The organism is Paenibacillus sp. FSL L8-0494 (assembly GCF_038003695.1).
In the GTDB taxonomy this organism is placed as follows: domain Bacteria; phylum Bacillota; class Bacilli; order Paenibacillales; family Paenibacillaceae; genus Paenibacillus_AQ; species Paenibacillus_AQ odorifer.
Genome location: NZ_JBBOPQ010000001.1, coordinates 4693303 through 4714391, shown reverse-complemented (window position 1 = coordinate 4714391; position 21089 = coordinate 4693303). Strand labels below are relative to the sequence as shown.

Annotated in this window: 23 protein-coding genes; 22 read left to right on the top strand and 1 reads right to left on the bottom strand. The window is 46.3% G+C overall.

Annotation, left to right across the window (positions count from 1 at the left end; translation table 11 throughout):
- Nucleotides 1–7: 7 nt before the first annotated feature.
- The 6 genes from NYE35_RS21410 (at nt 8) to NYE35_RS21385 (ending at nt 4592) form a co-directional block, all read left to right on the top strand.
- A complete protein-coding gene (locus tag NYE35_RS21410; protein WP_036676262.1) occupies nt 8–427 on the top strand; it encodes a DUF2487 family protein in 420 nt (139 codons plus the stop codon).
- A 239-nt stretch (nt 428–666) separates the two neighbouring features.
- Nucleotides 667–1221: a QcrA and Rieske domain-containing protein gene (locus NYE35_RS21405; protein WP_036676264.1), complete on the top strand. Its 555-nt coding sequence runs from the start codon at nt 667–669 to the stop codon at nt 1219–1221.
- Between the two features lie 5 nt (nt 1222–1226).
- Nucleotides 1227–1898 carry a menaquinol-cytochrome c reductase cytochrome b subunit gene (qcrB, locus tag NYE35_RS21400; protein ID WP_036676266.1) on the top strand — a complete coding sequence of 224 codons (672 nt, stop codon included), beginning with the start codon at nt 1227–1229 and terminating at the stop codon, nt 1896–1898.
- A 26-nt stretch (nt 1899–1924) separates the two neighbouring features.
- Nucleotides 1925–2797 carry a menaquinol-cytochrome c reductase cytochrome b/c subunit gene (locus NYE35_RS21395; RefSeq protein ID WP_036676267.1) on the top strand — a complete coding sequence of 291 codons (873 nt, stop codon included), beginning with the start codon at nt 1925–1927 and terminating at the stop codon, nt 2795–2797.
- 91 nt (nt 2798–2888) lie between these two features.
- On the top strand, nt 2889–3536 hold the full coding sequence (locus tag NYE35_RS21390) for a DUF1405 domain-containing protein (protein WP_051490910.1): 648 nt from the start codon (nt 2889–2891) through the stop codon (nt 3534–3536).
- 153 nt (nt 3537–3689) lie between these two features.
- Nucleotides 3690–4592, top strand: coding sequence for a sporulation protein YpjB (locus tag NYE35_RS21385; protein WP_038572421.1), 903 nt, complete (start codon nt 3690–3692; stop codon nt 4590–4592).
- A gap of 59 nt (nt 4593–4651) precedes the next feature.
- On the opposite strand, the gene NYE35_RS21380 is transcribed toward NYE35_RS21385, so the two are convergent.
- Nucleotides 4652–5521 carry a YitT family protein gene (locus NYE35_RS21380; RefSeq protein ID WP_036676270.1) on the bottom strand — a complete coding sequence of 290 codons (870 nt, stop codon included), beginning with the start codon at nt 5519–5521 and terminating at the stop codon, nt 4652–4654.
- 167 nt (nt 5522–5688) lie between these two features.
- Between NYE35_RS21380 and NYE35_RS21375 the strand changes: the two genes are divergently transcribed.
- The 16 genes from NYE35_RS21375 to NYE35_RS21300 all read left to right on the top strand — a co-directional run bounded on the left by NYE35_RS21375 (nt 5689) and on the right by NYE35_RS21300 (nt 21086).
- A complete protein-coding gene (locus NYE35_RS21375) occupies nt 5689–6018 on the top strand; it encodes a nucleotide pyrophosphohydrolase (protein WP_036676271.1) in 330 nt (109 codons plus the stop codon).
- A 59-nt stretch (nt 6019–6077) separates the two neighbouring features.
- Nucleotides 6078–6599: a tetratricopeptide repeat protein gene (locus NYE35_RS21370; RefSeq protein WP_036676272.1), complete on the top strand. Its 522-nt coding sequence runs from the start codon at nt 6078–6080 to the stop codon at nt 6597–6599.
- A 34-nt stretch (nt 6600–6633) separates the two neighbouring features.
- The gene (gene dapB / locus NYE35_RS21365) at nt 6634–7437 is read left to right on the top strand and encodes a 4-hydroxy-tetrahydrodipicolinate reductase (protein ID WP_036676273.1); all 804 of its coding nucleotides are present in this window, start codon (nt 6634–6636) and stop codon (nt 7435–7437) included.
- Between the two features lie 15 nt (nt 7438–7452).
- Nucleotides 7453–7875 carry a methylglyoxal synthase gene (gene mgsA, locus NYE35_RS21360; protein WP_036676275.1) on the top strand — a complete coding sequence of 141 codons (423 nt, stop codon included), beginning with the start codon at nt 7453–7455 and terminating at the stop codon, nt 7873–7875.
- Entirely contained in the window at nt 7872–8564 is a 693-nt protein-coding gene (gene bshB1, locus NYE35_RS21355; RefSeq protein ID WP_038572419.1) for a bacillithiol biosynthesis deacetylase BshB1, read from the top strand. The genes mgsA and bshB1 overlap by 4 nt, the downstream gene beginning before the upstream one ends.
- A gap of 234 nt (nt 8565–8798) precedes the next feature.
- Nucleotides 8799–9959, top strand: coding sequence for an N-acetyl-alpha-D-glucosaminyl L-malate synthase BshA (gene bshA / locus NYE35_RS21350; protein WP_036676278.1), 1161 nt, complete (start codon nt 8799–8801; stop codon nt 9957–9959).
- Complete coding sequence (locus NYE35_RS21345) at nt 9934–11319, top strand: CCA tRNA nucleotidyltransferase (RefSeq protein ID WP_341122018.1); 1386 nt, start codon at nt 9934–9936, stop codon at nt 11317–11319. Before bshA ends, NYE35_RS21345 begins: the two co-directional genes overlap by 26 nt.
- On the top strand, nt 11309–12109 hold the full coding sequence (locus NYE35_RS21340; protein WP_051490911.1) for a biotin--[acetyl-CoA-carboxylase] ligase: 801 nt from the start codon (nt 11309–11311) through the stop codon (nt 12107–12109). The genes NYE35_RS21345 and NYE35_RS21340 overlap by 11 nt, the downstream gene beginning before the upstream one ends.
- Nucleotides 12110–12448: 339 nt before the next feature.
- Nucleotides 12449–13315, top strand: a complete 867-nt coding sequence (panB, locus tag NYE35_RS21335) for a 3-methyl-2-oxobutanoate hydroxymethyltransferase (RefSeq protein WP_036676283.1) — start codon at nt 12449–12451, stop codon at nt 13313–13315.
- Nucleotides 13316–14206 (top strand): pantoate--beta-alanine ligase, encoded by an 891-nt coding sequence (gene panC, locus NYE35_RS21330; protein ID WP_341122017.1) that lies wholly within the window; start codon nt 13316–13318, stop codon nt 14204–14206.
- Complete coding sequence (gene panD, locus NYE35_RS21325; RefSeq protein WP_036676288.1) at nt 14199–14582, top strand: aspartate 1-decarboxylase; 384 nt, start codon at nt 14199–14201, stop codon at nt 14580–14582. Before panC ends, panD begins: the two co-directional genes overlap by 8 nt.
- Before the next feature lie 111 nt (nt 14583–14693).
- Nucleotides 14694–15335, top strand: coding sequence for a tetratricopeptide repeat protein (locus NYE35_RS21320; RefSeq protein WP_038572413.1), 642 nt, complete (start codon nt 14694–14696; stop codon nt 15333–15335).
- A gap of 126 nt (nt 15336–15461) precedes the next feature.
- Complete coding sequence (gene dinG / locus NYE35_RS21315; RefSeq protein WP_076104447.1) at nt 15462–18323, top strand: ATP-dependent DNA helicase DinG; 2862 nt, start codon at nt 15462–15464, stop codon at nt 18321–18323.
- A gap of 130 nt (nt 18324–18453) precedes the next feature.
- Nucleotides 18454–19107: a redox-sensing transcriptional repressor Rex gene (locus NYE35_RS21310; RefSeq protein ID WP_036676294.1), complete on the top strand. Its 654-nt coding sequence runs from the start codon at nt 18454–18456 to the stop codon at nt 19105–19107.
- Complete coding sequence (locus tag NYE35_RS21305) at nt 19094–20395, top strand: amidohydrolase (RefSeq protein WP_076101458.1); 1302 nt, start codon at nt 19094–19096, stop codon at nt 20393–20395. The genes NYE35_RS21310 and NYE35_RS21305 overlap by 14 nt, the downstream gene beginning before the upstream one ends.
- Nucleotides 20396–20567: 172 nt before the next feature.
- Complete coding sequence (locus NYE35_RS21300; protein ID WP_076104448.1) at nt 20568–21086, top strand: cell wall elongation regulator TseB-like domain-containing protein; 519 nt, start codon at nt 20568–20570, stop codon at nt 21084–21086.
- Nucleotides 21087–21089: the final 3 nt, after the last annotated feature.

The following is a 21089-nucleotide window of genomic DNA, read 5'->3' as shown; positions in this document are numbered from 1 at the left end:
AATGGAAATGAAATTCAGCGATTTTGAAGTGGACACTTGGGAAGAAAATCGAAAATTCTATGATACATGTCTCATACCTTTTACAGGATTAACTGGACTTGAGAGTCCTCCTGAGACCGTTCAGGCACTCGAAAGATTACGTAATTTCATGGATATGGTGGAAATACCGTTCAAGGGGCGGATCGTGACTTACCCAGCCATTCAGTATGCTGGAGAGGGTTATGTGAATTTAATTAATGAGATTTGCCAAAAAGTCAAATCCAGTGGTTTCCAGCATGTTGTGGTGTTGACAGCGGATGTACCTCTCCAAGAAAGCCAAATCTATGAAAGCGATTTAGTTCTCTCTCTGCCTATCATTGAGGCTTCTCCAGAAGGGAAGAATAACAGTGGAATTAGTATCAAAATTCAAGAGATGTGGCGGAGATGAACTCCTTATAAATGTGACAGAAATTCAACAATTACAGGTTGAAACCGCTTTTTAGCCTGTCACAAATTAGACAATATTCTTGACGGGTTTTGGAGCCTAAGCTATTATTAGGTTGAATCCAAATGGTATGTGATGTATTTCATTGAAAAGATTTGAAAACGGATTATTTATATTGAGACATCTCTGATCGGACACCACAGATACTTTCTTATATCTTGAGAAGGGGGTTATATAACAGTATGAGCAGCCATAATGAACAACAGGAGACATGGCCTGAACAACCACCCAGCCGTAAAGAGATGTCGCGCAGGCAATTTTTGACCTACACGCTTGGTGGCGCCACTGCTTTTATGGGGGCGGGTACAATTCTTCCAATGGTCCGTTTTGTCGTAGATCCGATATTACATAAGAAGGGTGCTGGAGATTTTATCAAGGTTGCTGAGATAAGCAAAATCACCGAAGAGCCCCAGGAATTTACTTTTGAATTGAAACAGAAGGACGGATGGTACGACAGTACAGCGACACTCACTGCGTGGATCCGGAAAGACGCGAAGGGTGATATTTATGCGCTTTCACCGATTTGTAAACATTTGGGATGTACGGTCGGGTGGAACAACAATAAAGCTCATCCGGACGAATATCACTGCCCTTGCCATGGTGCACGTTATACAAAGCTTGGCAAAAATCTCGAGGTTGCTCCTAAGCCGCTTGATCAGTATAAAACGAAATTCGATAACGGGTGGGTGCTTTTGGGAGACATTGTGCCAAATACAGTAGCTCGTGAGGAGGCTTAGTTCTGATGTTTAAAAATGTCTATAACTGGATTGACGAACGTCTGGATGTTACGCCAATTTGGAGAGACGTGGCCGATCACGAGGTTCCTGAGCATGTTAATCCGGCCCATCATTTCTCTGCGTTCGTGTATTGCTTTGGCGGACTGACCTTTTTTATTACAGTCATTCAGATTTTATCAGGTATGTTCTTAACGATGTATTATGTTCCGGACATTATTAATGCTTATGCTAGTGTTGAGTATTTACAGACAAGTGTTGCATTTGGACAGATTGTCCGCGGGATGCATCACTGGGGTGCAAGTCTAGTAATTGTTATGATGTTCCTTCATACGATGCGCGTCTTCTTTACAGGCTCTTACAAAGCGCCGCGTGAGATGAACTGGGTAGTTGGAATGCTGATTTTCTTCGTAATGTTGGGACTTGGTTTAACAGGTTACTTGTTGCCTTGGGATAATAAAGCTTATTTCGCAACAAAAGTAACTCTCGAAATAGCCAATTCTGTTCCAGTAATGGGGCCGGTGCTGAAGGAACTGATGCAAGGCGGAACGATTGTTGGCGCCGAAACCTTAACTCGGTTTTTCGCACTACATGTATTCTTCCTCCCAGCGGTGCTTCTTAGTCTGCTCGTAGGACACTTTATTATGATCCGCAGACAAGGGATTTCCGGACCGTTGTAAGTTAATCTGAGAGAGGAGGAATACGGATGGCGCATGGAAACAATTCTAAGGAAAAGGTTGTATATGTCGGTGATTCCAGAGTTCGCAAAGGGAACGGATTTATCACACCTCCGGACTACACGGCTTACCCCGGCAAATCGGAAGCCTTTATCCCTAACTTTCTATTGAAGGAATGGATGGTCGGAGTCGTTGTACTTGTAGGAATATTAGTACTTACTATTTCAGAGCCAGCTCCGCTAGGGTTTCCAGCAAATGCTAGTGCTACGGTTATCCCGATTCCTGACTGGTATTTCTTGTTTCTCTATCAGTATTTGAAGCTCCCTTATGCTTCGGGCGATTATATCGTTCTGGGTACACTAGGAGTTACTGGTGTGGCTTTTGGTTCACTTCTGTTGGCTCCTTTTTTGGATACGGGTAGAGAGCGTCGCTTTTACCGTAGGCCGATTGCTTCATCTTTGATGTTCTTGTCCCTAGCAGCAATTGTTTATTTGACCAATACAGCCTGGACTGAATATAAACATGAAATGGCTGAAACGGGTCAGATTCCTGAAGATGTTCAACGGGAAGAAAAGGCGGCGGAGAACAGGGCAAAAGGTCTTCCAACCTCCAGCGCCGTTAAGGCAAAAGAAGTAGCGATTGTGGACAAGGATGATCCAGCTATGGGGCTCTACAAACAAGCTACTTGTATCACCTGTCACGCAGCGGATTTGAAAGGGGCAGGCGGACCTTCGCTTCGCGGAGTTGGGGACACTCATGACAAAGAAGCAATCCTTACTATTATAAAAGAGGGTCAAGGGCAGATGCCAAAAATGTACGATACCGCGTTGGGAGCAGGTCTGTCAGAAGCGGATATCGATACCTTGGCCGGCTGGCTTGCCAAACAAAAAAGCGAACAGTAAAATAATGATAACGCAACCTGATCGTGCATGCGGTCAGGTTTTTGTATGTCTAAATGTAAAGTGCCACTACTTGGGGAGGTTAATAATCTGTATGCCAGTTCATTGGTTTAACAAACTGTTTAAGAACCGGGGAATTATTTGGTTGTTATTTATCGTAAATTTCCTGGGCACAATTTATGGCTACATATGGTATGGCAATCAACTGGAGTTCACTGCGGCTAATTATCCACACTGGCTGCTTCCATTTGTTCCGGATAGCCCAACCGCAAGTTTGTTTTTTACCTTAGCTCTGTTGCTGATGCTCTTCCCTCCAAAAAGCTACACAGGAAACAATGTAAGGGAACTTATTGAGGCTTTGGCGGTCGTTACGTCAGTGAAGTACGGGATATGGGCAGTGAGCATTATTTTTGCCGGGGGTTATCACGGTGATGTTTTGGTTTGGAAAGATTGGATGCTGGTAATCTCCCATACGGGGATGGCAGTTGAAGCGTTGATTTATGCAAGGTTTTTTTCTTTCCGCAAAATGATTCCATTAGCCTTACTATGGACACTCGCCAACGATATGCTGGATTATTCTTACGGAATCTATCCGTGGTTACCTTCTGTTTTGAACGATTATGTAATTCAGGTACAGTACTTTACTATGGCGCTTACGCTGCTTAGTGTTGCAGCTGCTTGGTTGTTTAGTAGAAGACAAAGACCGGTAGAGTCAATCTATCAGTTCAAGAATAGACGTTAGTAAGCAGTTCTATCCCTTGTCCCCCTGCCATACATTTAGAATTATAAGAAGTATAAGTTTTATACTATACTTTATCCTTATAATTTTACGAGAAACGAATATCGTCTTTAAAAGACGACAACGTCGTTTCTTCTTGGGTAGGAGGGGAGTTTCATGCTCCGCGGGAGATATTATGTAGTGGTTGTGCTAGTATTCTGCTGGCTACTGACCAGTATGGATGTTGTAAAGGCTTCAGCAGCGCTAGGGGATGATGGCGAAGGGTCTGGCAATGCTTCGAAGCAAAGCGCCGACGTTAGTTCGGGTAACGGTTTGGCAGTAATGAGCGGAAAGACTGGAGCACAGCAGCTGGAACAAGCCGCTGAGGCGTTGTATGGGTATGTTTTGGAAGGGGATGTAATGAAGGTTCGACAGGAGACCGAAGCGATCTCCAAGATCTTTGTGTCCACATCCTTTGAGGGAATGACCTCTGTGGAGGGGATTAATGCGTTGTCAGGGGTCATTATGGACCTGAAGGCTACCGTGGCAGGCGCGAAAATAAATCCACAGCAATGGGAAGCGGCAGCCGCCAAGCTACGTCTAGCTGCCAATAGTCTTAATCATCCGCGTCAGCCTATCTGGCTTCAGTACTACAAGCTGATTCGTGAGGATCTAAATGCGATGGAGCAAAGTGCGGTTGCAAATGATTTGGCGGGCTGGAAAACAGCTCTGGAAAGACTGCAGGGCAGGTATGATAACATCCGGCCGGCAGTGATTGTCTCCCGCCAGCCTGAAGTTGTGAGTGCTTTTGATTCTTGGCTCTCATATGCGGCCGGCATTCCTTCGTCCTCACAAAAAGTTGAACGTGCCCGCCTGCTTGAAATTGTATCTTATGGTCAGGATGCGGTAAGAGTGATGTTCGGAAAAGAGAAGGATGAACCCGCATTGTCCTTGCCGCTGGCATCGCAAGAATTTGGGATTTGGGGAGGGTTAGCAGCAAGCTTCATTATAGCTGCGTTAGCCTATGTAGCTTATCGCAAGTACCGTGGTCAGAATCAGAATTGGAAGCCGATTCCGTAGGGTGAAATTATAACAGCAAAAAGGAGTGTGGGCTTGAAATGGCCTACACTCCTTTTTAATTAGGTTTCTCGAAAGCCTTCTCCATGTACGTCGTGTACATCGCTAATAATTACGAAGGCGCGTGGATCAACGGATTTGACCAGCAGACTTAGCCGGCGAATTTCTTGCCTTGAGACTACACAGTACACCATATATTTAGCTTGCTTGGAATAAGCACCAATGGCAGGGATGAGGGTTACACCACGATCCATTTCCGCTGTAATCAGATCGGCAATTTGCGGTGCATCATCACTGATAATTGTAAATGCCTTGGCAGCATAGGCACCTTCTTGGATAAAATCTATAACTCGTGATGAGATGAAAACTGCGACAAGTGTGTAAAGTATTTTTTCTTTAGGAATGTAGAGGATGGAAGAGCCAATAATAATAATGTCGATGGCCAAAATAATCTGCCCCATGCTCCAGCCAAAATTCCGTCCCAGAATTCTTGCGACAATATCAACACCACCTGTTGTACCCCCAAAACGGAATACTAGCCCAAGCCCTGTTCCAAGCGTTACTCCTGCGTACAGTGCCGCAAGAATAAAGTCGTGTTCGGTACTGAAGGGGATAATCCATCCCGCAGTAATCATTCGTTCGAAAACCCACAGGAAAAAGGTCAACGCCCCGATCCCTACACCTGTATACACAATTTGCCGCCCGCCTAGGACTTTCCAGCCCAGCAGAAACAAAGGAAGGTTGATCAGCAGTGTGGATAAAAAGATGGGAATACTAAAGGCATAATTAAGGAGAAGTGTGATCCCGGTTACGCCGCCTTCCATCAACTGATTTGGAATGATGAAATACAGTAGCCCGAAGGCATATACTGCGGCTCCGAGCAAGATGGGAGCGACTGTCTTGCTGATTGTAATTACCTTTTTTGAATTCATGAAATCCCTCGTTAGGCCTTTTGTAGGCAGTTTTTCTTTTCCTATAATAAGTATACCTTTTCTTGCGTGTGTTAAAATATTCAAAAAAGATTGTCTTCAAAACGTCTTTACGATAACATAGGGGCAAACAGAAGGCAAGATATACAGAGGGGGAGAAGTTACATTTTATGGACAAAAGTCTTGGTGACATACAGCGTGAAGTAGACGCTTATATATCGCAGTTTAAGGAAGGGTACTTCAGTCCACTCTCTATGCTGGCCCGCATGTCCGAGGAAGTCGGAGAACTGGCTAGAGAGGTCAATCATGAGTTCGGTGAGAAGCCTAAGAAGTCTGATGAAGCTGAGAATTCCATTGAACTTGAACTGGGAGATATTCTGTTTATTACCGTTTGTTTTGCAAATTCTCTCGGGATAGACCTGACGGAAGCGCATAATAAGGTAATGCATAAATTTAATACCCGTGATGCGGGACGTTGGACACCGAAAGACACCGATTAGGCCTCTATAACATATGCTGTACCAAACGAACGGGATTTAGCCGTGAGGATGGTGTGTATATGGATCATAAGGATTATGTAAGAGAGGCCTACCGCTCGATATTGCGCAGTGACTTTGCCGAAGCTATTGTTTGCTTCGAGTCTGCAATTGCGGCAAGCCCTGCTGATGCCGAGGTTAGATATCGTTGTTCCATAACGTATGCCCGCAGTGGTATGCTAGATAAAGCTTTAGTTCATGCTCAGGCTGCTGTAAAGCTGGACACCAGCAAACCTGAGTATAGTCTGCATCTGCAGCATTTGCAGGCTATGATGCATGTACAGGAAGCCAAACGGTTGATAGAAGATGAAGACAACAAAACTCGCAACCCTTATCATCCGATTACACTGCTCAAAGAGGCGATTACCCTTGATCCATTATATGGGGATGCTTATGTATGGCTTGCTATCGCGCATAGTCGAGTGAATGAACATTTACAGGCTATGACTGCCTTAAAAGAAGTGATTTCGTTACATCCGGATGATTCTGGCTTGCGGGAATTGATGAGAGACCTTCAGAAATCCATACAATCGTATATGCAATAACTATATAACTAGTGAGAGCGAGGATGGAAAAAATATGAATAACAAGATCAGGGTCGTTGTATCCGGCGCAGGCGGAAGAATGGGTAAAGAGGTTGTTAAACTTGTATTGCAGGACGAAGAGCTGGAGTTAGCAGCAGCAGTAGATCGTTCTTCGGGCGATATTGATGCAGGGCGTCTGGTAGGTCTGGAAGACTCAGGCGTTATTGTAACTTCTGATCTTGAGGCCGCCCTCGCGGGAAGCAACGGAGATGTCCTTGTGGATTTCACTACACCACAGTCAGCGTATACGAATACAGCGCTAGCTATTAAGTACGGAGTGCGTCCGGTTATCGGTACAACCGGATTCACACCGGAGCAGATGGTGGAACTGGACAAGCAGTGTCAAGAACAGGGGATAGGCGGACTTATTGCTCCGAATTTCTCCATTGGGGCTATTCTATTGATGAAATTTGCGGCGCAAGCTTCAAAGTACTTCCCGCATCTGGAAATTATAGAGTATCATGGTGACCAGAAACTGGATGCTCCATCTGGAACTGCGGTCAAAACCGCAGAGATGATTTCGGAAGTTCGTGAGGAACTTCGTCAAGGTAATCCTAAAGAGGAAGAAACCATTGAAGGTGCCCGTGGTGGTTACTATAACGGATTCCGGATACATAGTGTCCGTCTTCCTGGTGTGTTTGCTCAAGAAGAAGTGATTTTTGGCGGATTCGGACAATCCTTGAAGATTCGCCATGATTCTTATGAGCGTGCGGGATATATGCCAGGCGTTAAGATGGGTATTGAAAAGGTAATGGGATATACAGGCTTGATCTATGGATTCGAGCACTTTATAGAATAGACAGGAGAGAACACCATGTTAAAGATCGCATTTATTGCCCACGATCGTAAAAAAGATGAAATCGTAAATTTTGTATTAGCTTATGAACATGTATTTGAAGGTCATGAACTTTTTTCTACAGGGACTACTGGCCAACGGATTATGGATGTAACTAACTTAAAAATTCATCGTTACATGTCTGGTCCATTAGGTGGAGATCAGCAAATCGGTGCAATGGTAGCACAGGATGAACTGGATCTTATTATTTTCATGCGTGATCCATTAATGGCGCAGCCACATGAACCTGATATTTCAGCTCTACTTCGTCTATGTGACGTATACGGGATACCGGTAGCTACGAATATTGCCACAGCGGAGGTTCTTGTGAAGGCGATTGATCGTGGTGATTTTGCTTGGCGTGCACTGGTTCATAAATACAAACCAGGTGTTGATGAATGAAGCTGGACATTCTTGTATTTGGTGCGCATGCAGATGATGCGGAGATCGGTATGGCAGGAACAATTGCAAAACATACCGCTGCGGGACTTAAGGTGGGACTTTGCGATTTAACAGCCGCGGAAATGTCATCGAACGGTACAGTAGAACTTCGCAAGCAAGAAGCGCAGCAAGCTGCAGACCTTCTCGGAGCATCCGTGCGGACAAACCTGGGTCTGCCAGATAGAGGGCTTTTTATTACAGCAGAGCATGTGGCGGCTGTGACTGCTGAAATTCGCCGCTTTTCTCCTACGATAGTTTTTGCTCCTTATTGGGAGGATCGTCATCCCGATCATATCGCCTGTAGCAAGCTGGTGGAAGAGGCTGTTTTTAATGCCAAGCTACGTAAATATATGCCGGACAAGCCGGCAATTCCTGCTCCACAGCTGTACTTCTATTTTATCAATGATTTAGGACGTACCGATCTTATTGTTGATGTTACTGAGCAATATGGCTTGAAGGAGCAGGCGTTGTCCTGCTATCGCTCCCAGTTCACCAAACCTCCGGGTGAGGATGCTGTATCCACACCGTTAACGGAAGGCTACATTGAACGAGTCCGTTCGAGAGATATGCTGCTTGGCCAGCGCAGGCTGATTCCTTATGCAGAAGGGTTTGCAACCAAGGTACCTCATACGGTGGAATTGTTTACTTAAGGAACGGATATAACGAAGTTTGTATGATAATATAATAAGCTGATTATGATTGATCCAGGAGTGCTTGGAATTAATACGCCATTGCGCTCCTGAGAGCTTTTTTTGAACAGCTTAGAGAAATGAAGTCCTGTGATTTTGAAAGAAACGGTGTTCGCTTCGCTTTTTTGAAAGCGGCCGACAAACAATAGATGATTCATTACACGAATCAATACTGGAGAAGAAGGAGACAGGAAGATGGATCGTATGCTGAAAATAGGAATTACCTGTTATCCGTCTCTTGGCGGTTCAGGCGTAGTTGCGACTGAATTAGGTAAACTCTTGGCCGAGAAGGGTCATGAAGTTCATTTTATTACACATAGTATCCCGTTCCGGTTGGGAACGTTTCAGAAAAATATTTTTTACCATGAGGTAGAAGTAAACGATTATTATGTATTCCGCTATCCCCCGTACGATCTAGCGCTTGCTACGAAGATGGCTCAGGTTGCCAAAATGCAAAATCTGGATCTTCTCCATGTTCACTATGCAGTGCCACACGCAGTGTGTGCTTTCCTTGCAAAGCAAATGCTTGGGAACGATATGAAGGTTGTAACGACTTTGCATGGCACGGATATAACGGTGCTTGGTCAGGATGAATCGCTTAAAGATTTGATTCGTCTGGGGATTAATGAAAGTGATGCCGTTACGGCGGTCTCTCAGGATCTTATTAGAGAAACACGGGACGTACTCGATATTACCCGCGACATTGATCTCACTTATAACTTCGTGGATCATCGGGTCTATTATCCGCGTGATGTAACGGATCTGCGGGGAGATTTCGCAGCGCCTGATGAGAAGATTCTGATGCATATCAGTAACTTCCGTCCTGTAAAAAGAGTCAGCGATGTTGTTGACGTTTTTGCCAAAGTGAATCGTGAACTGCCTTCCCGCCTGCTGCTTGTAGGTGAAGGTCCGGATCTTCCCAAAATCCAAGCCAAAATTAGTGAAATGGGTCTGGAAGATAAAGTTCGGTTTCTGGGAAGGCAGGATGAAATTGCTCAGGTGATCTCTTTAGCTGATCTGCTTCTGCTTCCTTCCGAGAAGGAAAGCTTTGGTCTGGTTGCTCTGGAAGCAATGGCTTGCGGCGTACCGACGATTGGCTCGCAAACCGGAGGCATTCCTGAGCTTATAGAGCATGGAAAGACTGGATTCCTTGCACCGATTGGCGATACAACGGCTATGGCTAAATATGCAGTTAAGCTCCTGTCGGATGAACGTATGGTGCAACAGTTCAGAGAAGCTTGTTTACAAACAGCCTGCAAAGATTTCTGTAAGGATTCGATAACGAAACAATATGAAGATATTTATTACCGGGTGCTGGGGCGCAAGGTACTTGGACTGGACCCAGTTCGGGGGTAAGGAGTCACATATGGAATGGACAATGGCACCTTCTGCGATGGCAATTGCAGCGGAGATTGTAATTTCCGAGTTAACCCAAAATGGCCACGAGGCTTATTGGGTTGGAGGATGTATTCGCGATGAGCTATTAGGTAGGCCAGTGCATGATATGGATATTACAACCTCAGCACTGCCTGAGGAAGTGATAGCTATCTTTGCGCGCAGTGTGCCAACAGGATTAGCTCATGGTACGGTCACCGTGATACAGGATGGTTGCGGGTTTGAAGTGACGACATACCGGACAGAAAGTGGTTATGTAGACCATCGTCGTCCTGAACATGTTTTTTTCGTGAACGATGTGAAGGAGGATCTTCGTCGTCGTGATTTCACGATCAACGCGATTTGCTGTGGATTAAATGGGGAACTTATTGATCCATTCGCAGGTGAGAAGGATCTACAGCTGCAGGTGATTCGCTGTGTAGGCGATGCGGAGGAGCGGTTTGACGAAGATGCGCTTCGCATGCTTCGCTGCATTCGTTTTGCATCGGTGCTGGATTTCTCCATCGCGAAGAACACGTGGAGGGGCCTGATGCGCCAGCGGGATAAGCTGGCGCATATTGCTGTGGAGCGTGTCCGCGCGGAGCTGGACCGCATCGTCGAGGGGCCGCATCCTCTGCGCGGCCTAGGCATGCTAGCGCGCTGCGAGCTGCTGGCGCGCGGCAAAGCCCTGTTCCCCTGGACCGGAACCGATATGGCGGCTGCTGCCACCTTAACGGCCGGGATCGGGGAACTGGAGAGCGCCCGCCTGCGGTGGGCGCTTCTCCTCCATGCCCTGAAGCAGTCGGCCCAAGAGGCCGATGTGCTGCTGCGGGCATGGACGTTCTCGGGGACGACGCGGAGCGGCGTCGTCCAGGTGCTGCGGGTCCGCGAAGCTTGGACCGCTGCGCTAGAGGGCATGCCGCCGGATATGGGCGGCATGGAAGGTCTGCGGCGGCAATGGATCGCCGCCGTGCTGGCCTTCGGCGTGGAAGCCGCCGAAGGGTGGCTCTCGCTGCTGGCGATCCTGCCAGCCGCCGCACCTACTCTTCCCACTGCGGCCTCTTCTGTCTTTTCCGTCGTGGAATCGTCAGAGGCCTCAACCTCACCTGCCGCTGTAAATGTACAAGCGGCAAGAGAATGGATCGCGCAAATGCCGCTAACCAGCCTTTCGGAGCTTGAGATTACAGGCAATGAGCTGCTGGAGTCTTTGGACAAACGTCCGGGGCCATGGCTCGGCAAAATGTTAAATGGACTCCTGCAAGTGGTCGCTTCAGGTGATTTACCTAATGATAAACAATTATTGCTGCTTGAAGCAAAAAGGATGGATGGACATGAGCGATGATAAAGCGCTGTCGCTAACTGAGCTGAAGCGAGAGACCTCCGCTTCGAATTGGATAGGCAACGTTCAGTTGCTGGAATCTGTGGTGTCCACACAAGAAGAAGCTAAGTTTTTAGCGGAAAACGGCGCGCCGGAAGGAACAACCGTCATCGCAGAAGAACAGACGGGTGCCCGAGGCCGAATGGGAAGAAAGTGGTTCTCTCCCCGTGGCAAGGGCATTTGGATGAGTATTGTGTTACGGCCCCAATTACCCTTGTCGGAGACTCCGCAGCTGACATTGCTGGCTGGAGTTGCCGTCTGCAAGGCAATTCGACGGGTGACCGGTGTAGATGCCGGCATCAAATGGCCGAATGATCTGCTCGCAGGCGGTCGTAAGATTTGTGGGATTTTACTCGAATCTTCTCTAAGAGAAGGGGAGCTTCATTATTGCATTGCTGGAATTGGCATTTCCGCGAACATGACAGAGGAAGATTATCCCGATCATCTGCAGGAGGTCGCCACTTCACTTCGGATTGAGCGGGGGGGTGCTCCAGTTGACCGTTCTGAGCTGGTAAGGGCGGTTTTGGACGAACTGGATATGCACTACAATCTGTACATGAAGCAAGGTTTTAAACCTATAAAGGAGCTTTGGGAGTCCATGTCTGTGACTTTGGGGCGCCAGATCGCACTGAACAGCCCTCAGGGGCGTTCTGAAGGTGTGGTAGTGGGTTTGGATGAAATAGGTGGTCTACTGCTTAAAAACAGCTCAGGAGAGATCTCTAACGTATGCTCAGGTGAAATTGAACTCTTATAAGATTTATTTATATGACAGGGGTATCATCCCTTGTCATATTTTTTTTCGTGTAATTCCGCGCTTTTTTTGATATACTATGGGTCGGAGGCGGTATCGTTTATCGAACTGTACTCTTGAATTGTAGAACTTTTTTATATTTTTTATTACTGAAAGTACCTTCATAACTGCGTTTGACGGTTACGTTGGATTCTGCTCTGAGCCGTAAGGACCGAGACAGAAGGGACGATCGCAAGTGACTCTTTTTTGCCCTTCGGACCTTTTTAGCAAATGATTGCTAAAAGGTTTTTTTGTTGCGATTTTTACGGGCAGGTTACTTAAAAAAGGAGGACGAAAAGAGAAATGGCAAACAAACAAGCGCTAAATATTGTAAAAATGAAAAAAATGAAAGCAGAAGGTGTGCCACTGAGCATGCTGACCGCTTATGATTATCCATCTGCAGTTCTTGCAGAAGAAGCAGGTATCGACCTTATTTTGGTTGGTGACTCTCTTGGGAATGTAGTCCTTGGATACAATACAACTTTACCGGTAACGATTGAAGATATGGTGTACCATACCCGCTCGGTAACTCGAGGAGCACAAAGTACATTTATCGTGGCTGATATGCCATTTATGACGTATCACGGGAGTATAGATGAAACCCTGCGGGGTGTGCGCAGATTGATGCAGGAAGGGCGGGCTCATGCCGTCAAAATGGAAGGTGGACTTGAGATTTGTGAGACTGTAGCTACGGTTGTGGCTGCGGGAGTCCCTGTGCTGGGACACATCGGGCTTACTCCTCAATCCGTGAATATGATTGGTGGCTACCGGATTCAAGGCAAAGACGCCAAGGATGCCCAACGCCTGATGGATGAAGCTAAGGCGCTTGAGGCAGCAGGTGCTTTTGCAATCGTTTTGGAGCTGGTAACGGAAGAAGTAGCCCAGGCAATTTCTGAAGCGCTTAGCATCCCAACCATTGGGATTGGTGCAGGCCGTTACTGTGATGGACAGGTATTGGTTTTCCATGATTTGCTGCGTTATGCCTCACCTTATCGTGAGAAACGTTTTGTCAAAACCTATGCGGATGTGGGTAATGTGATCCGTGAGGGCATCAGCCAGTATGTGAAGGAAGTGAAGGAACGTTCCTTCCCAGATGAAGGCCACGTTTTTAATGCAGATGAAACAGTCTTGGAATCTTTATATGGCGCTGCCAGAAAGGAAGGGAAATAAATGAGAGTCGTCAGAAGCATTGAGCAGCTGCGCGAAGCTTTGGAGTATATGAGACAAGGCGGGCACGCCCCGATTGGGTTCGTTCCTACGATGGGATACTTGCATGACGGACATGCCAGTCTGCTTCGCCGGGCTGGAGAAATGAGCCACACAGTGGTAATGAGCATTTTTGTGAATCCTTTGCAATTCGGGCCAAACGAGGATTATGATTCCTATCCGCGTGACGAGCGTCGTGATTTGGAACTCGCTGAACGAGAGGGAGTAGATATTGTATTTATCCCCAGTGTGGAAGAAATGTATCCGCAGCCTACTCGGACTACTGTCTCGGTATCGGAGCTCACTACCCGGCTATGTGGGGCTTCCCGCCCTGGGCATTTTGATGGTGTAACCACAGTGGTTAATAAATTCTTCAATATTGTACAGCCGGATTATGCTTTCTTTGGGCTGAAGGATGCTCAACAAGTTGCTGTGCTTCGCCGAATGGTGTCCGATCTTAATATGAATGTCGAAATTATTCCTTGTCCGATCGTTCGTGAAGGGGATGGACTCGCACTAAGCTCACGTAACGTATTCTTGTCTCCAGAGGAGCGTAGTCAGGCATTGGTGTTATCTCGTTCCTTACGTGAAGCACGTCAGTCTATTGAAGAAGGAAAAGTAACAACCGTTGCTGAAGTGCGGGAATTGTTGACATCGGTTATTTCCAGCTCACCTCTAGCGGTGATTGATTATGCGGAGATCCTAACATTCCCTGATCTTGAAGGATTAGAGGATGAAGCTCTTTTATCAGAAGTGGATGGGGAAATTATTATAGCGCTTGCCGTGAAGTTTGGCAGAACACGCTTGATTGATAATAATGTATTTATTCCAAAGGAGGTTGCTGCACTTGTTTAGACATATGATGAAATCCAAAATTCACCGCGCAACAGTAACGGAAGCGAATTTGAACTATGTGGGCAGTATTACCATTGATGAGAGCTTGATGGAAGCCGCGGACATTCTTGAGAATGAAAAAGTTCAAATTGTGGATAACAACAATGGTTCGCGACTGGAGACCTATGTAATTCCTGGACCGCGTGGAAGCGGAGTGATCTGTCTCAATGGTGCCGCAGCTCGTCTTGTTCAGCCGGGCGATACAGTAATTATCATTTCGTATGCGATGTTGTCCTCGGAAGAACTGGAGTCACATAAGCCAACGGTGGTATTCGTGGATGAGAATAACAAACCAGTGAAGCTGGCTGATCATGAATTGCATGCTACAATCGCTTAATGTATGGACTTACGCCATGTAATGAATGGCAGGGATGAAAGACCCCGATCTCGCAGAAAATGAAGTCAGGCAAGCTGAACTGATTTCATCTTCAGTAAGGGGGGATAGCCCATGTTTCAACATTTGTTTGCTGAAATGAACAAGGTGCTTCAGGAGATCGTAACAGATTACCCTACAGCGGAGGGTGCCCGCCGGAACGAGCTTTTATGCAATTATAATATGCTGCATAGACTGAGCGATAAAGTGATGGATGAATGGCTCGCTTTTGCTGAGAAGCTAAGTCACTTTCGCGAAAGTGCGGATTTTACAGCAGTGGTCGAAGAGGAAGTGCCGGAACAGGAAGCACCAGAGCTGTGTATGGATTCCTTTGTAAGAGGTCAGGGATATTATAAGCTGCTGATGTATGGAAAGTGTATTGATCAGTTTAAAGAAGTTATTGCGCAATACCCGGATAGCTTGGCTGCTCGATTATATTTAGCCATCTCTTATCTGCAGGAAGGTGACGGTGAAGCCGCTTGGAGTCATCTGAACCATATGCTGGGCTTGATACGGGAAACCAAGCTGAAAGCCATGGTATATAATGCTTTAGGCTGCATACGAGCCTCACAGGAACGTTTTAATGAAGCGCAGGAATTGTTTGACCTTGCCTTGCAGCATGACCCGGCGCTTCCGGAGCCAAACGTTAACTTAGAGGTATGCCGCCGTCGTGGAGGGAAGCTGCATTTTGGAAATCAGCTGGTTTCCCTTTTGTAAAAGAATAACGGTTTTGGAAATTTCTATTCAAGCGATGCATCCCCTGAACCAGTGGTGTGCATCGCCTTTTTTCGCAACTTCTGTTATGCTGATTAAGAGTCTCAATTGAAAGGGAATAGAATTATAATGAAATTTGCCGTGCTTGATTTTGAAACAACAGGAACCCAATCCGTGGGTGAAATTATCCAGGTTGGCCTTGCAATTATAGAAGAAGACCGGTCCATCTCCCGGGTATATGGTTCCTATGTCAAGCCCGGAACGCCGATTCCTCCTTTTATAACAGGTCTGACGGGGATTACCGATGATGATGTGAAGGATGCGCCTGAGCTGGATGAGATGATGATGGAGCTTGTTCCGCTCTTGGATGATGTTGTGCTTGTAGGGCATAATGTCGCTTTCGACTTCCATTTTTTACAAAATGCTTTAGATCGTTGTGGTTATTTGCCATTTCAAGGGCGGATTTTGGATACGATTGATTTTCTGAAAATTTGCTTTCCTTCGCTCACATCTTATCAGCTAGGCTCTGTCAGTGCTCATTTTGGAGTGACACATGATCGTCCGCATCAGGCAGATAGTGATGCACTTGCGACTGCTTTAGTGCTGTTGAAATGTCTGGAGGAGCTCTACGAGCTGCCGCTGCTTACGATCCAGAGACTCTGTGAGCTGTTTACCGAAGAGGATAGTGATCTGGGCTGGTACTTTGATGGTCTGCTGCGAGAGCGGGAAGCGGAGACGCTACAGCCCGAAGGTGATCTGACTTTCTATCGTCAATTAGCGCTTGCAGTAGGAGACTGGACGGAGTTAGCGCCACCTAGAGATGAGCATGTAGAGAATCCGCTAGCGAATTTATCTTTTACTGATTATATGGACGAAGTAACCAAACGACTTAAAGACACATTACCGCAGTATGAAAGCCGGGAAGCTCAGGATATTATGATCAATGAGGTGATGACGGCACTTGCCGAAGACAAACACCTACTGATCGAAGCGGGCACAGGAACCGGTAAATCGCTCGGTTATTTGTTGCCTGCCATTTATCAAAGCGTTCGCACCAATGAAAAAGTCATGGTCAGCACTCATACCATTAATCTGCAGGACCAATTGCGCGAGCGGGATATCCCTTTGTTAACGCAGGTAGTTCCTTTTCCGTTTAAAGCTGCTATTTTTAAGGGAAGAGGACATTATTTGTGTCTGCGTAAGTTTGAGCATAAAATTAATAAAAAGGACTTTATAAGCCCAAGGGAAGATGCGCTTACTGCAGCTCAGATGATCGTATGGCTCACTCAAAGTGAATCAGGGGATGATGAAGAGCTGAATTTAAGCGGCCGGGGCGGTGATTTCTGGGAGACGGTGGCAAGCGATACCGATTCCTGTCTGGGACGTTCCTGTCCTTGGTTCCGCAAATGCTATTATCATAGGGCCAAGCATGAAGCTGGGATTGCTGACGTGGTCATTACGAACCACTCCAAGCTATTCGCAGATGTTAAAGCTGGGCACCAGCTGCTTCCAGCTTACGAGCATCTTGTAATTGATGAAGCACATCATTTAGAAGATGTGGCTGGTAAACATCTTGGCATGCATATGAAGCATTTCACTGTGGCACACACGTTATCGCGACTGTATAAAGATAGCCGAAACGGACAGCTTCCTGCTCTGCGCCAGATCTTACAGTCGTCAGGCAGTGAAGAGGCTTCAGAATGGAGCGGAGTCATCGATCGGATCTACCCGGATCTGCTTACTGTCAAAGAAACCTGGGATGCACTCAGCGACAAGCTGTTCAGCCTTTTGCCGGAACGCAGTGATGCAGCAGCAGGGGAAGCGGGACAACTGGTTATGCGTTTGCTTCCCGCCCGTAAGCCGAAGGATTGGGATGAATTAGTTGCGCTTGAGAACACTATGAATCTGACGTTAAGCGACATCATCCGTAAGGGTGATAAAATGCTTAATGAGATGCGTGACCAGGAAAGCCAATCCTCAGCAGACAGTCTTGTTACTGATATTAGCGGTTTATTTAAGGATTTGGCTTCCATACGTGAGCAAGTAAGATTCTTTATGGGGCTGAATGACGATAATGTAGTATATTGGCTGGAGGCAAATGGAAATTACCGCAGCAAATCACTGCAGATGTATGCCGTCCCTGTGGATGTTAGCAGCCAGCTTAAAGAGTTGTTCTTCGATAAGAAAAAAAGCATCGTGCTTACCTCGGCGACGCTGTCTGTAGATAAATCTTTTCAGTTTATGATTGATAATCTCGGACTTAACGAAGCTGCGGAAGAGGGACGTCTAATGACTTCACTCCTTCCTTCTCCCTTTAAGTATCGCGAGCAGGCGCTGCTAGTTATACCGCGTGATTTTCCTAGTGTGAAGGGCAGTGTGGGCGATGCTCGATTTGTCGATACACTCGTACAGTCGTTAGCAGAAGCTGCCAAAACAACACGTGGGCGGATGCTGGTTCTGTTTACTTCTTATAAAATGCTGCGTCAGGTATATGATCCGCTTAAAGAGGCTTTGGCCTCACAAGAGATTACGGTGCTTGGTCAAGGCGTGGAAGGTGGCAGCCGGAGCAAGCTGATCCGCCGCTTTCAGGACAGTGCAGCATCCGTTCTGCTGGGGACGAGCAGCTTCTGGGAAGGTGTAGATATTCCAGGTGAAGCACTGACTTGCCTGGCCATCGTGAGACTTCCGTTTCAACCGCCGAATCACCCGTTGGCGGAAGCGAAGTCGGAGTTATTGCAGGCTCAGAAGAAGAATCCGTTCATGAAATTGTCTGTTCCTCAAGCGGTTATTCGCTTTAAGCAGGGATTCGGAAGACTGGTTCGCACGGCGCAGGATCGCGGAATAGTTATTGTTTATGATACAAGGGTTATTGAATCTCATTACGGGAAGTATTTCCTTTATTCATTGCCTGGTCCCAAAATGGAGCATATGCTGACTGATCAAATGGTCCCCCGCATAGCGGAATGGCTAGAGGATGGCGGCGCTTCTTAAAATGCTCGTCTTCAGTTTAGCTCCTCCTTATCCTTAAGGGCGGTAAGTTACAGTACCGCCCTTAATAAGGAGAGGTATACGTTTGAATATGGATTTTCACAAGAACATTACTATTTTTAGGAGGAAAAATATGAAATCGGATAAAATATCAGAAGCCGTTGTTCGCAGACTACCTGTGTATTTGCGTTTTTTGAATGATCTCCAGAATCGCGAAATATTAACAGTTTCCTCTCAGGAACTTGGACAAAAGCTGGATCTTAATCCCGCACAGATTCGTAAGGATTTAGCGTATTTTGGTGACTTCGGCAGAAAAGGTATCGGCTATGATGTAACGTATCTTATTGAGAAAATCCGTCATATTCTGAAGCTGGATCAACAGCTTAATGTAGCTTTAGTAGGGGCAGGTAATCTCGGACATGCCTTGTCTAATTACAATGCATATCTTAAAGATACAATGAAAATCACCGCTATATTTGATTCGTACGCTCCTAAGGTTGGACGTAAGATCAACTCCCTTACTGTGCAACCAATGGATGAACTAGGCAGCACGATTCGTGAGCAAGGTATTCGCATTGCCATTATTACCGTACCTGATTCAGAAGCTCAAAATGTAGCAGATATTCTCATTTCTTCTGGGATTGAAGCGATTTTGAACTTTGCCCCTGTGATTCTGAAGACACCACCGAATATCCGGGTGCATGCAGCTGATTTTACAACTGATCTGCAAAGTCTTGCTTATTACTTGCGGGATGGAAAGGAAGAAAGCGAACATGAACAGCAATAAAACGATAATTAAGGGCGGGTATTTTCTGACTCCGGGAACGGATGAGCCGGTTCTGAGTGGATATATGACTATTGAAGATGATTTAATCACTTACATAGGAAAAGAAGAGCCTCAGATGGAAGCTGGAGTGCAAGTGGTTGATGGCAGTCGTCTGCTGTTCATGCCTGGACTTGTAAACACACATGGTCATGCGGCGATGTCTTTGCTGCGTGGATATGGAGATGATTTAGCGCTACAAGTGTGGCTTCAGGAGAAAATGTGGCCGATGGAGGAAAAGTTCACCGGTGATGATGTATACTGGGGAACCTCCTTATCTGTATTGGAAATGCTGAAGGGTGGAACTACGACCTTCCTCGATATGTATGATCATATGGACCGAGTAGCTGAGGTAGCTGAGTTATCAGGTATCCGTTCCGTATTGATGCGTGGTGTGATCGGGTTATGTCCAGAGGATGTACAGAATCACAAGCTTGCGGAAGCGATTTCTTTTGCCCGTAACTGGCATGGAAAGGCGGACGGTAGAATTACTACTATGATCTCGCCGCACGCCCCTTATACTTGCCCTCCGGACTTCCTGGTTAAGTTCGTGCAGGCAGCGCATGATCTGGATTTACCGATGCATACGCATATGTCCGAAACGAAACGTGAAGTGGAACAAAATGTGGCGGATTACGGGTTGCGTCCTGTAGCTCACTTAGAGAAGCTTGGAATGTTCACACGTCCCTCGATAGTTGCACATGGTGTTCATTTAAATGATGAAGAGATTGAGATCTTGGCTCGCCATAATGTGGGTGTCTCTCATAATCCGGGCAGTAATTTGAAGCTGGCTAGCGGAGTGGCTCGGGTTACTGATCTTCTAAAAGCTGGTGTGAAGGTGTCTCTTGGCACGGATGGCGCGGCAAGCAACAATAACTTGGATATGTTTGAAGAGATGCGGCTTGCAGCTCTCATTCATAAGGGTGTCAGCGGTGATCCAACGGCTGTTCCAGCTCCAGAAGCTCTACGTATGGCTACAGAATATGGCGCCCAGTCCATCTTTTTAAATAATGTAGGTAGACTTGCTGTTGGGATGAAAGCTGATTTCATTGCAATTGATATAGATCAGCCGCATTTGCTGCCACACACAGATCTGTTGTCTCATGCAGTTTACTCTGCTAGCGCTAAGGATGTTGAGCATGTGTGGGTGAATGGTAAACAGGTCATCAAGCATGGACAATGCTTAACCCTGGATGAGGAAGCTATCCGGCGTAAAGCGCAAGAAGCCTTCGAAGGTTTATTGAAGCGTTAAGTCTGGATAATAACGAATAAATAATAGGCTGCGACTTTTTGCTTTTAGCAAAAGTTGCGGCCTTTTGTACATTTTAAAGGCTGGGAAAGCTAGAAAATTATGAAATTTTGGATAAACACGCGGGTGTGTTATATAATCAAAAAAGATATATTACTAGAAAGGGAGCTGTACCTTGAAGAAAAGGAAAAAATGGATCCTCCTGGGGTCAGTTCTGATTCTGCTCCTGGGGTTTGGACTTATCCAGTTCTATGCCTATATTATGAAAGATCAATGGAACGAGCGGGATATCGCCAAGGATGTTGCCAAAACCAGAGCGGGTCTAACAGAGGTAACCAAAGCACAAAAATCGGTTTGGGATGAAAATGCAGTGTACTGGGTTTTAACAGGAAAAAATGAAGCCGGGACTGCTCTTATGGTCTGGGTCCGCTTTACGGTAGATGGAAAATATGCTGAAGGCGACGACGCAGTGTTTGCTGAGGAACTAAGTAAAGGAACCTCAGAAGCCCAAATACGCGGCATTATCAAAGCTGATCTTCCGGACATAACGATTGAACGCTTGCTGCCGGGAGTATATAACGGAGAGTATGCTTGGCAGCTTTTTTATAAACAGAGCGGTCGGTATTATTATCAATTTTATCGGTTTTCGGATGGGTCCCGAATGGGTGAAGGTTACAGTTTACCTAAAAGTTAAGCC